Source organism: Spirochaetota bacterium (genome assembly GCA_038043445.1).
Lineage (GTDB): Bacteria > Spirochaetota > Brachyspiria > Brachyspirales > JACRPF01 > JBBTBY01.
In genome coordinates this window covers 55,655-69,643 of the sequence record JBBTBY010000072.1, presented here as the reverse complement: position 1 = coordinate 69,643, position 13,989 = coordinate 55,655, and the positions used below count along the sequence as shown (strand labels likewise).

Below are 13,989 nucleotides of genomic sequence, written 5' to 3'. Positions count from 1 at the left end.
GGTATGGCGCGTATCGTGGTCCATACCTGCTGCGCCCCGTGTGCGGTCTATCCCTATACGCTCATGCATCGTATCTATGATGCAGTGTTCTTCTTCTACAATCCGAACATTCATCCGGCCGTGGAATTTGCACGCCGCCGGGACGAAGTGAAGCGCTTTGCTGAACGGTCCGACATGCGCTTCGTCGTAGAGGCCGGAGATGAGGCGGCGTGGGAAGAAGCGATACGCGGATATGAGAATGAACCGGAGCGCGGCAGGCGCTGCGAACGCTGTTTCCGTTTCCGTCTTTCAAAAACGGCGGAATATGCAGGGCGTATCGGCGCGACGGAATTTACTACCGTGATGAGCATAAGTCCGCATAAGGATACGGCTATGCTTGACCGCATCGGCGCTGACGTGTCGGCTGCTTCCGGCGTGGAGTATATCCCCGTCGATTTCAAGAAAAATGACGGGTTCAAAAAGGCATCGGTGTTATCGCGAGCGGAGGGGTTCTATCGACAGAACTACTGCGGCTGTCGTTATTCAATGCGATGTGGTCCGCCCGAACGCTTGTTCTCCTGAGAAAAGGCGCCATCACTGTTCCGAGCAATGCGCGAGCCGAGGGAGCTGGTGCCGCAAATCGTAAGTATATTCATGCTTCTATATCCTTTGGTGCATTCCGATCGGTGGTAGTGCAGAGCAAAGGATGTCACAGACATTATCCTACGAGTGCGGCTGCTGTCATCGTAATGGAACTGAACGAATGATATCGCCGGATCACTCGGCTTTGATGTCAAGTTGTATCTGTGCGCCTTTCTCTTTTGTCACTGCGAGCCCTGCATTGACCGAGCCCTTCTGTATGCCGAATATCTCTTTCATCTGAGCGCTGTCCTCAATGCGAGCCCATGAACGTTTATCCGTGCTTATCAATATACCCTGCGCGGTCAGATAGAGGTATACATCCGTCTTTACAATGATGCTTGGCCGTTCGGCCTTCAATTCGATCGCTTTCATGGAAAGGTTAATACCGACAGGCACGGATGTTCCGCTCGGAATATGCACGATGACACCCTTGCCGCCATCCTTCAGTCTCGAAAGATATTTTTCCCCCTGCGCGACAAAAGCGGCGATAGTGACCGTTTCGACATCATCGGCGACAATGTTCCTTGCCGTGCATCCGACAGCGAAAACAGCAGCGATGACTGCAAGCACCATTTTTTTCATGCGAATACTCCTGCCGGTCTCATCCGGCTGCCGATAAGAACCCGAAGAATTGATAATGGTCAAATGCTGTGCACTTGCCGTTCACGCATGATATTCCTAAACCGCGTATCGCTTATCGGGTGATGCGTTATTATATCCCCGTTATGGACAATGCAGAACGTGCCGAACGGCGAAGGGCATGCCTGTGCGGCTTTTGCATCGTCCATATCGATGATGCGTGCACGTATGCCGAGATCATTCTTCGCAGTTTCGATTATTTCACGGACATTACGCTCCGTGTAAGGGCATTGCGGTGAACGGAATATCGTGAGCCCTTTGCGGTACGGTGTAAGGCACGAGGGCAGATCGGGTGCAAATGACGGCATGGCTGCCTTTGCATTCCATGACAGAGACCATAGTTCAAAATCGGGCGGCGATGTATCCGCTTTTTTATAACCGCGGCCTTTGAATATCTCATGGCCCGACATGAACGGCCCCTGGCGAGTAATCACGGCGACACCATGCATGCCTTCACGTTTTGCATCCTTCTCACATGCTTCAATGAGCGATGAACCGAATCCCTTATCTTTGAATTCCTTGCGGAAACCCGTGAATATGCAGTGAATGAACATGAATCCGTCCGCCCGTACGGGGCGATGGGCATGTTTTCCCGGGAGGTATTCTATCATTCCCTGATACCCAGACTTTGCAGAGATGAGAGCGAGCATGCGAAGCCCTTTCGGATAGTAGCGGGAGAACCATTCTATCTTTCTCCCGACAGCTGGATGCTTCGCACCGTCCTTGTATCCGCACACACCGTATGTTCCTATCGTGTCCGGTTTTAAAGAAATTATAGAAACATCCTTCGATGAGCTCATTTTTTTCTGACCTGATATCGAATTACCGTAATGTAATCCTTGGGCGATACGAACGGCAGGCCCGGGCCTTTGATGTATTCTTCCTCATGAAGCCCCGCTATGCGATATCCCTTCGAAGCAATGAACTTTTTTAGGTTGTCTATTATCGGCGCTTCGTCCTCGTATGGTCCAAAATGCACTACCTCCGCCACCGTACCGTATTTCCAGGTCGTAAGTCGCGGTTGTGTTGCCCCTTTTACCTGCGGAACATTCGTTACTGCTGCCGGGACGCTTATGCCGACAACGCCTTTCCAGATAACGCTGTCGAGATACATTTCCATCTGTTTTTTGCCAATGGGCAGTTCGCCGAAGTCCTCGTATCGCGCGGCAGGTGCAGGCATTCCCGGACCCTTGGGCACGCCCTTCATGGAAAAATAAGCGCTGAAAAGCGCACCGAAACCTTCGCCGACGCACACTTTCGGCTTGCCGTTGAAAGGCGCTTCGAGAATGTATTGATCGGCTTTTTCGACGATACGCGGCTGAGCACGGCTTTTGTATTCAGCGGGATTCGGACCGCAGCTTACTATGAAAGCGGCCAAGAGCCCGGACAGTGAAATGAACATTCTCATATGAAACTCCTTATCCATGCGGTATCGGTATGGTCTGAGTATATCATACTTCAGGGCTGTGACAACGGTATGTCAGGTTTGTTTATTTTTGTCTGCATATCCGTTGCTTTGTCAAGGATATGCAGACAAAAATAGTATCCCCCAATATATTCTAGTAGGAAGATGTTCGACGTAATCGTTGGCAATAGAATATAAGTGAATTCAGGCGGAATGTCATTGTGTGACGGGGCTGGTAAAGGGAACGGCTATCAATGCCCAGAGAATATCCCGCAACACGGGCGGGAGCATTATCAATGCCGAAAGGACATTGATAGTGCTGTTACCGCACCTTGAAGGAGCCGTTCTCGCTGAAGGAAAGCTTCACCGGATGCGACAGCACCGCCGGCGGGAGGTCCATTGTTGTGCTCCCGGTAACGGTGAATGCCCCGGTGCCGCTTTTAAATACGCTTAACACGCTCGTCGAAAGGCTTTTTGAACTGAACTCATTGACCACGTGCATGACGATGGTATTTCCCCGTTTTTCTATTGACGATGTCTCGCCCGCGACCATGGCGTTCGAATTGATGAAGAATTGGAATGAAAGCGAACTGAAATCTATCGGGGCTTTTGCCTGATTCTCGAGCACGATATCGAAGAGCACTTTTATCTTAAGATCGATGTCCGCGGGTTTAATAACGGGTGCGGCGACCGGCTTGCCGGACAATAGGGAAGCGAACATGCCCTGCGCTTTTTTCGCATCGACAGCTTTCAGCTGCGCTGAGGTGCTTTCCGTAAGCGCGGCGCGTACATCGCTTTCCGTCGGCATGGTAACGGCAAAATTCGCTATGGATACTTTCGGTTTTATCGCCGGTATCTTCTGCGAAAGTTTGAACGGGAGATTAACCGACGGGGGAAGTCCTGCTATCACTTTGGGGAGGGGTATCTTCACGAGCGCATCGATATCGCAGACGAGATAATCGCGCGCGGAATAATCGGCGATGATCTTCATGATGGATCCATAGGTGAGCGTCACATCGAATGACGATGTCTGCTTTCCCTTTGCGGCGACAGAGAATCCCTTTGATGTCGTCGTCTTAAAGAGCGGCTGCTTTTCAACAGAAAGGTCGAGGTCCACGCCGTCGAGCGTAAGGGCCACAGGGTAGGGGTTATGTACCGCCACATCGAAGGTGAACGTGATATCCCTGAGCGATATCTGTTTGATGTCGAAGCGCTCCATGGTCGCTGTCGGTTTCGGCGCCGCCTCGGCGATCTTGTTAAGCTTGGGCATTTCCCAGCCGAAGCAAGAAGCGCATACGGCCGCCAGCGCTATCGATACGAACCATCTCATGAAGATCATGTCCCACCTCGCATTATGTGAAATATTTTGTATCGTTCAGCGCTGAACGCGCGCACTGCCGCCCTTCATTGCTTTCTCAACCTCGGCGAGGCTCGCCATAGACGTATCGCCCGGTGTGGTCATCGCAAGTGCACCATGCGCAGCTCCGCAGTCAACGGCATAGTGGGCATCCTTGCCGGCGAGGAAACCGTAGGCGAGTCCCGAGGCGAAGCTGTCGCCGCCGCCGACGCGATCATATATTTCGAGCGCGGTGAATTTCCGCGATTCATGGAATTTCCCGTCGTACCAGAGAACGGCTGCCCAGTCATTGACGGTGGCGCTCTTCACTTCGCGGAGCGTCGTCGCTACCGCTTTGAAATTCGGGTACGCCTTCACCGCTTTCTCTATCATATTCTTGAACGCACTGGCATTGAGTCCGGTGATGTTCTCATCCACGCCCTCCACCTCGAATCCGAGCGAGGCGGTGAAATCCTCTTCATTTCCTATCATGACATCGACGTACTTCGCTATCTCGCGGTTCACTTCCTGCGCCTTCGCCTTGCCGCCGATGGATTTCCAGAGCGACTCACGGTAATTGAGATCATAGCTTACGACGGTGCCGTTCGCTTTCGCAGCCTTCATCGCTTCAATGGTGACATCCGCGGTGGTCGCGGACAGCGCAGCAAAGATGCCGCCGCAGTGGAACCAGCGCGCCCCTTCGGTCTTGAATATCGCATTCCAGTCGATGTCGCCGACCTTAAGCTGCGATGCCGCGCTTAAGCCGCGGTCGGATACGCCGAGCGCCGCACGAACGCCGAAACCGCGTTCGGTGAAATTAAGGCCCACGCGGGTATTGCGCCCGACACCGTCGAATTTCACCCATTGGATATGCGATGTATCGACACCTCCCTGGCAGATGAGATCGAGGAGGAGGTAGCCCACATCGTTCTCCGGTATCGCGGTGACGCCGGAGGTCTCGAGCTTAAAGCAGCGCTTGAGCCCCCGCGCGACATTGTACTCGCCGCCGCCTTCCCATACCTTGAATTCACGTGCCGTTCTGATGCGCGTATCGCCGGGGTCCAGGCGTATCATTATCTCACCGAGCGAGACCTCGTCCCATTTGCATTGCGATTTCGGTTTTATGGACAGCGGCATGTGAGAACTCCTTGCGATGTGCATCGTACTATATCACAAGGGTGTTGGTTTTCAAGGCGAATATCGGCCCCATATACTCGCTAAGTTAATGAAGAGAAACCACAGGTCACGGAGATAAGGCCGAGAATGCGTAGAAGGCAGTTTGTATTTTTACCCCTAAGATGAATCCTGCCATACTATTCTCTATGTTCTCCATCGCATTCTCTGTGTCCTCCGTGGTTTTATTTTTTTCTTACGTGGTGTTTGGGTCGGCCTATCCTCTATTGACGTGCATGCCGAGCGGAGTATACTGAAACACGTCCGTTGGCTGTCTGCGATCGATCGAATATCTGCTAACGGAACGAGGAGCGGTGCATATGAAGACACGAGTCCTGCAGATCATCAACGTGCTTTCGTTCGCGGCGATGGTGACCGTGAACGTGCTTGCGAACATACTGCCGATCAACAACCGGACTACCGGTGCGCTTTCAGACAGCTATCCGAACCTCTTCGTGCCGGCCGGCCTGACATTCGCCATCTGGGGCGTCATTTACCTGCTCCTGCTGTTGTTCTCGGTCTATCAGCTCAAGGGTTTCGGGAAGCGCAGGAACGCTTCTGTCGATACCATCGGGATCTATTTCATTTTGTCATCGGCCGCCAATATCGGCTGGATATTTGCTTGGCATTATCAGAAGGTGCTCGCATCACTGCTTCTCATGCTGATACTCCTTATTTCGCTCATCACGATATATATTCGGCTTGGCATCGGCAGGCAGAAGGTCACGATGCTTGAGCGATGGCTTATCCATCTGCCGGTGAGCGTTTACCTCGGCTGGATAACGGTAGCGACGATCGCGAATGTGACGGCGCTTCTTGTGCATGCCGGCTGGAACGGGTTCGGGCTCTCGCCGGTATTCTGGACGGTCGCGGTGACAGCGGCCGCGCTCGCCATTACCATTGCGATGCTCCTGACGCGGCGTGATGCGGCATATGCGCTGGTCGTAGTCTGGGCCCTTGTCGGCATCGTGATAAAACGCTCGGGCGATCATCCCGTTCTCATGCCCGTCATGGTCATGACCGTCGGCGCTGTCGTTCTGATCTGCGCATGTATCATCTATGTTCTTATGCGTCCAAAAGCCGTTCGAAGACGATAGACAATGCTCGAGAGGGAACGATAGGCACGGCATTACATGGCGGTCGCCGGTGCCGCCAGATACATGCGATACGGCGTGAACAACCCATTTCGTTTTTTTATGATCAATATGCGGCGGATGCGCTCGTCGATAACGCGAAGCATGGCGGGGTCTTTCCTGAGCGCGTCCCCGAACGCCGCACGCACGAGATGCACGCCGCGATAATCGCTTATCATGAGCATGTCGCAGCCGGCGTTGAAGGCACGGAGCGCCACGAGGCCTATCTCCCGGCAGAAATTGCTTCTGCATTCATCCCTGAACGCGGCGGAGGGGAATTCGTTCGTGATGGCAGTGTAATCGTTCTGCAGTATGTCAGGCAGCGGAAGTCCCGCCGCGATGTAGCGATTGCTGATGTACGATAGATATGCGTGCTTGCGTATCGGCCGTGAGTAGAGCGATGAGGAGCTGTAGAGATCGTCGGTGATGATGAGCTTGTCCGGCGCATTGCGTCTGGCATATCGGATTATCGCGCGATTGAAAATGCCGATGGCATCCCCGCAGTTGCGGTACCAGATGTTGTTCACCATGAATCCGGCGATATGGGGGGCGATGTTCGTGTCGAAGAAGAGTTCCGCGCAGCGGGCGACGGCGTCAGGGCTCGCATCGTTCGACACAATGTCGGCATCGCTGTTCTCGCGTGCGATATATCCCGGGAAGTGTTTCGCGAAGAGGAGTATCCCGCGCTTCTCCCGTAAACCGGCGATGATATCACCTGCGGTCGTCCGCACTTCATCCGCGTCGCGTCCGTAGCAGCGGCCCGATATCTCCATGAGATTATCCCGTGTGCCGATATCGAGCGCGGGACCCAGGAGCGCATTGAGCCCCGCCTTCGAGAGCGCAGCGGCTATCCTTCTTCCCTCGGCGATACGCCGTTCACGGGGCAGGGTGCGAATGTCCTTCGGCGCGGGGAATTCGGTGCCGAACATGCGCCCAAGCCGGTCAACGCGCCCGCCCTCCTGGTCGACGAAGAGGAACGGCTTCGCGTGAGGCGGCGCGAACGACATGGCGGCTTTCACATCGGAGAACACGGTGCCGTTGAAATGATCGCCCATGAAGATGAACCCGCCGAACGCTTCGGTCGTGTAGCTTGCGAAGGGGATGAGGAGCTGATCGATCTTCTCGCGCACGCTCATCTGTGCAATGAACCGATCGATATCGTCGTAGTCGATATGACGGTGATCGGAGCGGATGATGATAAGTGAGAACGATAGGAATAATAGTGATAGTGCTCTTGCAATGAACATCTATCCCCCCGGCGAAACCGCTTACTTTGCTTTCTTCGCCACCCATGCGGCCAGAAAATCGAGATCGACCCCTGTCTTAGCTGTCACCTCGAACACTACCGCATCCTTGTTCAAGGCGAGTACGCCGTTCATGAAATACTCGCGGTCGAAGTCGACATACGGCAGCAGATCGGATTTGTTGACAACGACGCCTGCTGCTCGCTCGAAGGCGCGCGGATATTTGTACGGTTTGTCGCTGCCGTCGGCCGATGAGACGATGAGAAGCTTCATGTGCTCGCCGATGAACCAGCCGGCGGGACAGACAAGATTGCCGACGTTCTCGATGAATACTATCGAATCATCCTTTACCGGGTGATCGCGGAACGCTTTCTCCATCATCTTCGCATCGAGATGGCAGCCGCCGTGCGTGTTTATCTGGAACGCGTCGATGGAGAGCGCGTTGAGCGCTACGGTGTCGATATTTCCTTCGATATCGCCCTCGATGACGGTGACCGTCCGCGTCATGCGTTTCGCGATCTCACGTATGACGGAAGTCTTCCCCACGCCGGGAGCACCGAGCACATCGATGATGAATACGCCGCGGGCGGTGTGTTCGCTCCGAATGCGTTCGGCGATAGCGTTGTTCTCCGCGCGCACATCGCGCATGACGGCTATTTTTTCTGCCATGGGGCTTCCTTTTCGCGTCAGGTGTTCTCAAAGCTCACGCGCGGATTGATGAATACGTACGAAATATCGACGATGAGGATGTTTATGAGCGTGAGGAAGGCGGAGAACGAGAGTACCGTCATGATGACCGGGTAATCGAACATGCGTATCGATTCGAACATGAGATATCCCATGCCCGGTATCGAGAATATTTTCTCGACGATGACCGAACCGCCGATGAGCGAGGGGAGGAGCGTGGAGAATATCGTTACCACCGGCATGATGGAATTGCGCAGCGCATGGCGGAGCATCACCGCGCGTTCGGAGAGCCCCTTCGCATACGCGGTCTTTATGAAATCACGGCTTAACGTATCGAGCATGCTCGCCCGTATGAGCCGCGTGATGAAGGCGAGCGAGCCGTAGGTGTAGCAGATGAGCGGGAGCGTGAGATGCCAGAACATGTCGAGGAGCTGCTCCGGGAACGAGAGGAGCGCATAGTCATCGGACACGAGGCCGGTGAGCGGGAAGATATTGAGCTGTATGCTGGCGATACTGATGAGCGAAAGCGCCACCAGGGGGGTAGGGAGGGCGTAGAGAACGAGGAGTATGATGTTCGATACGCGGTCGAATATCCCGTTGTCGCGCATGGCATTGAGGACGCCTATCGGTATGGCGATGATGAGCGCGGCGATGATGGAAAGGATGTTGAGCGCAAGCGTCACCGGCAAGGCCTCGCCTATCTTCACTATCACCGGGCGGTCGTCATGGATGGATCGGCCGAAATCGAAGGTGAAGAATTGCTTGAGCCACATGGCGTATTGGATGTGAAGCGGCTTATCGAGCCCGTAGAGCTTGCGTACCGATTCGACCACCGAGCGGTCAAGGTTCTTCGCCATGGCGCCGCCGCTCTGCATCTGTATGGGGTCAGCCGGTATGAGATGCATCACGAAGAATACGATGGTGATGATGCCGATAAAGGTCGCTGCTGCCTGAATGAGGCGCTTGCCGATGTATGCGAGGAAACGGTTCTTCATCGGCGGACAGTATATATCCCGTTGCCGGAAAATGCAAAATTGACGTTCTATCGTTCGTCCACGGTGTGCGGCTGTTTCATGGCATTACCTTTTATACAGTACTGCGCGCTCGGTCGGCGGCATCTTGAACTGCGTATGGTCATCGACTACGGGATGCCATTCATTGAACGGCGTTCTCGTGAATTTCCGCCATGGCACCTTTTCGCCGGTGCCGTCATCTCGTATAAAGCTTCCGAAGCAGCTTAGCAGGATGTCCGACCCCCCGGAGAACGTGTAGAGCCCGAGTCCGGGAAGCGCCGAGCCCCAGCCTGCATGGCCGAAAATATGCACCGCGCTTGAATCGGCAATGCGCATGAATGCCGTTTCGCATTCGGTCTTTACGCCGTAGAAGTTCACGTTTTTTGAGCCGGTAATACCGCATTGGAAATCGCCTTCCGAATGCTGTGCATGGTAATGATAAAATGAAAGCCGGTTCTTTGTGCCGGATATCTGCATGATGCGGAAATCGGGCGTATCGCTGTATGCGACCCCTTGAGAAAAAAAGTTATACCATTTACCGCCGCCGTTTCCCTCGATGAGAATGAAGGGGTGTTTCCATGTGAGGTTCGTCCTTCCTGTATTGATATGCGTTCCCGCGAAGGAAATGCCGCTGAACGCGCGGTGTATCCACGGCGAACGTACCATGGAGCGTTCGCCCGTGCGCCAACGGAGCGCATAGAACGGTGCGGTATGGTCCATTCCCTTCGCGCGGGCGGTATCGCACCATTTCATCACACGTATGCCGACGAAGGCGATGACAGTGTCAGCGTTCGCATCGTCCGGCGTGTCGACGATTGGTTTTGGACCGTTCTCCGCGAGAGCGCCGAACGGATCATACGCGACGATGAGTGAAAGCGTGTGGTGTACGCCGATCAATTTTGTCCCTGACTTGAGGCGGATTGTATCGGAAACGCGATAGAGCCCTTTCGGCAGGAATACGATGTCATTCTCATCGACTGCTTTCTGCAGGGCTTTCGTGTCGTCGGTGCGCCCATCGCCTGCCGCGCCGTATCGTTCCCTGACGTTCGCCGCTTCTTTCATTTCCGGTGACGGGAATTGGTCACCCCAGCCGTGCTGCGTGCATAGGTCCTTCGGCGGTGACCGGCCATCGATGCCGCCGATGAAGGGTGCGGTCTGCTTTTTACCGTTCATGAATACCGGCTGTTCAATGTCGTGAACGCTATTTTTTCCCTTGTATTGCGTTGCTTTTCCGGGGGCGGCGTATTCTGAAATGTGCGCCCATTGCGTTCTTCCATCAACGCCTTCGTGAATGCGTGCCGTATTGCTCGCGAATACATCGCGCATATACAGCCCCTGCGATGCCTCGGCGACCGTGCCCGGCGAGGAGAATTCGATGATGCTGTCGATGAGATTCATCTGGCTGAAATAATACTGCCCGGTATTGTTCAATACTCTGATGGCGACGTCGCACGATGTTCGGATATGCCATCCGGCCGCGGTGAAGGGGCCGGTCGAATATACGATGGCCGGCGTTTCGGTCTGTCCGATAAGAGTTACACGGCTCATCGTCGGGCCCGGCTGCGTGCCGAAACTGTTCGTTTCAAATTGCGGCGGGAAGCCGCGCGTGTCTATACCCACGCGTCCGCCGATGACGGTCATGTTGTGATGCGCCCCGCCGCTCCCTGCGGCTCCCTGCATGCCCGTATGGCCGTGCGTTGCATCGATGGTCATGTCCTGTATGGACGACCCCTCTGCCGCCTGCATGCGCACCCCGATGGCGCCGGCATTCCCCTCGCCGATGACTATGTCTATGCCGCGGACCATCTGATTGAAACTGATGTTCGCCTGCGGATGGAGCGGTCCGAGCTCGGGTTTTATTTCCAAAGCGGTGTTGCAATTGACAACATGCAGTATGATCTTTCTGTTGTTCGGATCGGTGAACCCCGGCGAATTCGGTGCGAGGAATAACCGCGGCCGTTTTCCGGAAGCCCCGATAAGTATGCAGGGGACGGCATCGCCGCCCGATATCCTGCCGTTCTCCCGTACGGTTATTTTCTGCAGACATTCTACCGTATCGGATATACGGTATGTCCCCGCGGGGAAATAGCATGCCATCTGATGATCGCGCGCAAAGTTAACGGCATCCTGTATCGCCTTTGTGGCATCGGCGGAACCGGACACATCCGCATTGAACGGAGCGGCGGTGATATCCACATACCCCCGTGTCGCGAGTTTCTGATCGCCGAGCTCGGCGGGGACGTCGGTGAGGAACATCTCCTCCGACCCGATGAGTGCGCCGGTTATAGGATGTTTTACCGGCGGATAGATGTAGCGGATATATTGCAGCAGTATGGTATCGGATAACTTATTGATCTTTTTCATCCTGCTGATCAAATCTTCGGGGAACGCATCGTCGCCGAAAATGACGGCTGTCGTGCACAGGATCATGCATGCCCTGATGATCGAACTGAATATCCTATCGCTCATAGTTTCACCCTCCGGTACACGACAGGCCGTTCAAGCGGTTTGGTACCGCCGTCATTCCCGTTGTATCGATCGATGATAAGCTGCCATGTAGACGGGTCTTGTGTGACCGAATTGCCGAGGAGCTTTTGCCCCGCCTTTGCCGGACGCGGCATGGCGTTGGCGACGATGATGGTGTCGACGTTCTCGAACCGGAATATTGACGAGCCGCTCAGGGCGGTGCCGTTCCCGCCGTAGCCGAATAGGTGTACGCTCCCCGTATCATGCGCCCAGAGCACGGAATGATTGCCTTCGCTTTTCAGGCCGTAAATGTTCACTGCTTTCGAACCGACTATTTCAACACGTGCGGCGCTTTCCGAGCCCTCCGGATTGAATTGATAGAACGAGGGCGATGCGGCATTCGAGATGAGCACCTGACGGAAACGCTGGTCCTGTTCTTCCCTGCCCCAGACCATGCCATGACCTTCCGCATACCAATTGAACCACTTGCCCCCGCCATGACCGGTAATGACAAGGTATGCGCCGATGTACTCATCGCCTGCTATCGGTTTTCCGCTGTAGCCGTATCCGTTCCATGGCCGGTGATGGCCGTGATAGGAGCGCACCACTGATGTGCCCCCTGAACGCCAGAGCAGGTCGAACGCGCCGGTAAGTTCCTCCGGGGAATATGTCCCGATGAAGGCGATGTGCGTATCCGCGTCGGAAGTGTCCGCTGTCGCAATGAGCGGTTTCGTGTTGTGCGTATCGCTGAAGTACGGCGAGTCCATGGTCGCCGCGATGATGGAGTGCTGCTCGGAAACACCGATGAGCTTTGTCCGCGGTCTGAGGGTTATCGTGCGTGTGATGCGGTATACGCCGCGCGGGAAGAAGAGTATCTCATGGCCTTCGACCGCTTTTTGAATGACGGCCGTATCGTCGGTCTTGCCGTCGCCGACAGCGCCGAGCTTTTTCATGTTCACGGCATCCGGATGTTCCCACGTGGGCGAATCCTTCCAATAATGGCGGGAGACGATGTCGTCCGGCGGTGTGCCGTCCGCAGTATCGACGATCCTTTCCTGCGTTGTTCCGTCGATGACAGGTGCGGTCACATATTTTTTTCCATGTGCTTCGGTATCAACGGCGAGAGCGAGCTCCTTTACATGCATCCATCCGCTTTTCCCCGGTATCGATGATGCCTGCGATACGGCGATGCGCGCGGCGTTCTTCACGTAAACGTTCTTCAGATAGATGCTTCGTTCGGTATCCACTGCCGTGGTGTTGTCGGCGCTGTCGAACGATAGAACACAGTCGACCGCAGTGATGAGCCCTTCCGCAGCCGACTTGTTCAGCGCCTTGCCGACGATGAGCGGGCCGTGGCCGCTGCTCTGCATCGAACATCCGACGAGGCAAAGTGTTTCCATGCCGCTGTATACTATCGCATGCTTGCGCTGGCCGATGAATCTGAATCCGCTTACCGTCGGTGCCGGCTGCGCCTCGGTGTAATCGGCGCCAATGTCTCCGCCGATGACGGTGATGCGGTGGTGACTGCCGCCGCTGCCCGCACCGGCTTCAAGGCCTTTGAGGCCATGCGTCGCATCGACGGTGATGTCCTGAATGCTCGAGCCCTGCGCCGCACGGTGACGGATCCCGACCGCACCCGGATTGTTCTCACCGATGACGATATCGATGCCGACAAAAATCTGGGACATTGATATATTCCCGGATGGCTTGTATTCCCTGTCGAGCCCTTCCAGGGAACGTGTCCAGAAATACACGACGTATGCCGGCTTTTCCGGGTCGCCGAAACGAGGGGATGACGCTGCGAGTTTTATCACCGCACGACCTTTTCCTGCTCTGGAACCGAGGAGAATATTCGGGGCATTGCGCGCGCTGCCGGTGGTCTTGCCGTTCTGCCGGCGATACATGGGGGCTGTGCAGGTGAGTGTGTCGGATACGAGATACGTCCCGGAGGGGAAGAAACATGCCATATGGTTCGTACAGGCATATTCGATGGCATATTGGAGGGCTTTCGTTGCATCGGTCTTTCCGCTCGGATCGGCATCGAACGGGGCGGCTGTTACGTCCACATATCCCATCTCAGCAAGCGTACGGTTCCCCATATGCTCGGTCGGCAGATCGAGACGCATGCCGTCGGCAAGCGGTGTGCGTACCGTGTCGATGACGTAGTCGGAGGGAATTGTCTGGGCGGAAGCGCACGCTGCGATAAGGGCTGCGATAATTCCGTTGAGCCGAATTCTCATGTGCGTCTCCTCGCCGTTCGATAGTTCAGTAT

12 protein-coding genes are annotated in these 13,989 nt (G+C 55.1%); 2 read left to right on the top strand and 10 right to left on the bottom strand.

The features are described from left to right. Positions 1 to 3 precede the first annotated feature (3 nt). On the top strand, positions 4 to 561 hold the full coding sequence (locus AABZ39_11560; GenBank protein MEK6795409.1) for an epoxyqueuosine reductase QueH: 558 nt from the start codon (positions 4 to 6) through the stop codon (positions 559 to 561). Between the two features lie 195 nt (positions 562 to 756). Here AABZ39_11560 and AABZ39_11555 read toward each other — a convergent pair whose 3' ends face one another. The 5 genes from AABZ39_11555 to AABZ39_11535 all read right to left on the bottom strand — a co-directional run bounded on the left by AABZ39_11555 (position 757) and on the right by AABZ39_11535 (position 5,138). Beyond that, complete coding sequence (locus AABZ39_11555) at positions 757 to 1,203, bottom strand: hypothetical protein (protein MEK6795408.1); 447 nt, start codon at positions 1,201 to 1,203, stop codon at positions 757 to 759. Between the two features lie 59 nt (positions 1,204 to 1,262). Further along, complete coding sequence (locus AABZ39_11550) at positions 1,263 to 2,060, bottom strand: YoaP domain-containing protein (GenBank protein MEK6795407.1); 798 nt, start codon at positions 2,058 to 2,060, stop codon at positions 1,263 to 1,265. Further along, on the bottom strand, positions 2,057 to 2,668 hold the full coding sequence (locus AABZ39_11545) for a hypothetical protein (GenBank protein ID MEK6795406.1): 612 nt from the start codon (positions 2,666 to 2,668) through the stop codon (positions 2,057 to 2,059). The genes AABZ39_11550 and AABZ39_11545 overlap by 4 nt, the downstream gene beginning before the upstream one ends. A 319-nt stretch (positions 2,669 to 2,987) precedes the next feature. Continuing rightward, a complete protein-coding gene (locus AABZ39_11540; protein ID MEK6795405.1) occupies positions 2,988 to 3,995 on the bottom strand; it encodes an LEA type 2 family protein in 1,008 nt (335 codons plus the stop codon). Positions 3,996 to 4,040: 45 nt separating this feature from the next. Continuing rightward, complete coding sequence (locus tag AABZ39_11535) at positions 4,041 to 5,138, bottom strand: sugar kinase (protein ID MEK6795404.1); 1,098 nt, start codon at positions 5,136 to 5,138, stop codon at positions 4,041 to 4,043. 356 nt (positions 5,139 to 5,494) lie between these two features. Between AABZ39_11535 and AABZ39_11530 the strand changes: the two genes are divergently transcribed. Next, positions 5,495 to 6,271 (top strand): hypothetical protein, encoded by a 777-nt coding sequence (locus AABZ39_11530; GenBank protein ID MEK6795403.1) that lies wholly within the window; start codon positions 5,495 to 5,497, stop codon positions 6,269 to 6,271. A 32-nt stretch (positions 6,272 to 6,303) separates the two neighbouring features. On the opposite strand, the gene AABZ39_11525 is transcribed toward AABZ39_11530, so the two are convergent. The 5 genes from AABZ39_11525 to AABZ39_11505 form a co-directional block, all read right to left on the bottom strand. Beyond that, the gene (locus AABZ39_11525) at positions 6,304 to 7,554 is read right to left on the bottom strand and encodes a glycoside hydrolase family 3 N-terminal domain-containing protein (GenBank protein ID MEK6795402.1); all 1,251 of its coding nucleotides are present in this window, start codon (positions 7,552 to 7,554) and stop codon (positions 6,304 to 6,306) included. Between the two features lie 21 nt (positions 7,555 to 7,575). After that, the gene (gene hypB, locus AABZ39_11520) at positions 7,576 to 8,220 is read right to left on the bottom strand and encodes a hydrogenase nickel incorporation protein HypB (protein MEK6795401.1); all 645 of its coding nucleotides are present in this window, start codon (positions 8,218 to 8,220) and stop codon (positions 7,576 to 7,578) included. Between the two features lie 17 nt (positions 8,221 to 8,237). Next, entirely contained in the window at positions 8,238 to 9,233 is a 996-nt protein-coding gene (locus AABZ39_11515) for an ABC transporter permease (protein ID MEK6795400.1), read from the bottom strand. An 84-nt stretch (positions 9,234 to 9,317) separates the two neighbouring features. Continuing rightward, positions 9,318 to 11,720 carry a glycosyl hydrolase family 28-related protein gene (locus AABZ39_11510; GenBank protein MEK6795399.1) on the bottom strand — a complete coding sequence of 801 codons (2,403 nt, stop codon included), beginning with the start codon at positions 11,718 to 11,720 and terminating at the stop codon, positions 9,318 to 9,320. Beyond that, entirely contained in the window at positions 11,717 to 13,957 is a 2,241-nt protein-coding gene (locus AABZ39_11505; protein MEK6795398.1) for a glycosyl hydrolase family 28-related protein, read from the bottom strand. The genes AABZ39_11510 and AABZ39_11505 overlap by 4 nt, the downstream gene beginning before the upstream one ends. Positions 13,958 to 13,989 lie beyond the last annotated feature (32 nt).

Coding starts and splice junctions, on each gene's coding strand:
- AABZ39_11560 (MEK6795409.1), top strand. CDS start 4: ATGGCGCGTATCGTGGTCCATACCTGCTGCGCCCCGTGTGCGGTCTAT.
- AABZ39_11555 (MEK6795408.1), bottom strand. CDS start 1,203: ATGAAAAAAATGGTGCTTGCAGTCATCGCTGCTGTTTTCGCTGTCGGA.
- AABZ39_11550 (MEK6795407.1), bottom strand. CDS start 2,060: ATGAGCTCATCGAAGGATGTTTCTATAATTTCTTTAAAACCGGACACG.
- AABZ39_11545 (MEK6795406.1), bottom strand. CDS start 2,668: ATGAGAATGTTCATTTCACTGTCCGGGCTCTTGGCCGCTTTCATAGTA.
- AABZ39_11540 (MEK6795405.1), bottom strand. CDS start 3,995: ATGAGATGGTTCGTATCGATAGCGCTGGCGGCCGTATGCGCTTCTTGC.
- AABZ39_11535 (MEK6795404.1), bottom strand. CDS start 5,138: ATGCCGCTGTCCATAAAACCGAAATCGCAATGCAAATGGGACGAGGTC.
- AABZ39_11530 (MEK6795403.1), top strand. CDS start 5,495: ATGAAGACACGAGTCCTGCAGATCATCAACGTGCTTTCGTTCGCGGCG.
- AABZ39_11525 (MEK6795402.1), bottom strand. CDS start 7,554: ATGTTCATTGCAAGAGCACTATCACTATTATTCCTATCGTTCTCACTT.
- hypB (MEK6795401.1), bottom strand. CDS start 8,220: ATGGCAGAAAAAATAGCCGTCATGCGCGATGTGCGCGCGGAGAACAAC.
- AABZ39_11515 (MEK6795400.1), bottom strand. CDS start 9,233: ATGAAGAACCGTTTCCTCGCATACATCGGCAAGCGCCTCATTCAGGCA.
- AABZ39_11510 (MEK6795399.1), bottom strand. CDS start 11,720: ATGAGCGATAGGATATTCAGTTCGATCATCAGGGCATGCATGATCCTG.
- AABZ39_11505 (MEK6795398.1), bottom strand. CDS start 13,957: ATGAGAATTCGGCTCAACGGAATTATCGCAGCCCTTATCGCAGCGTGC.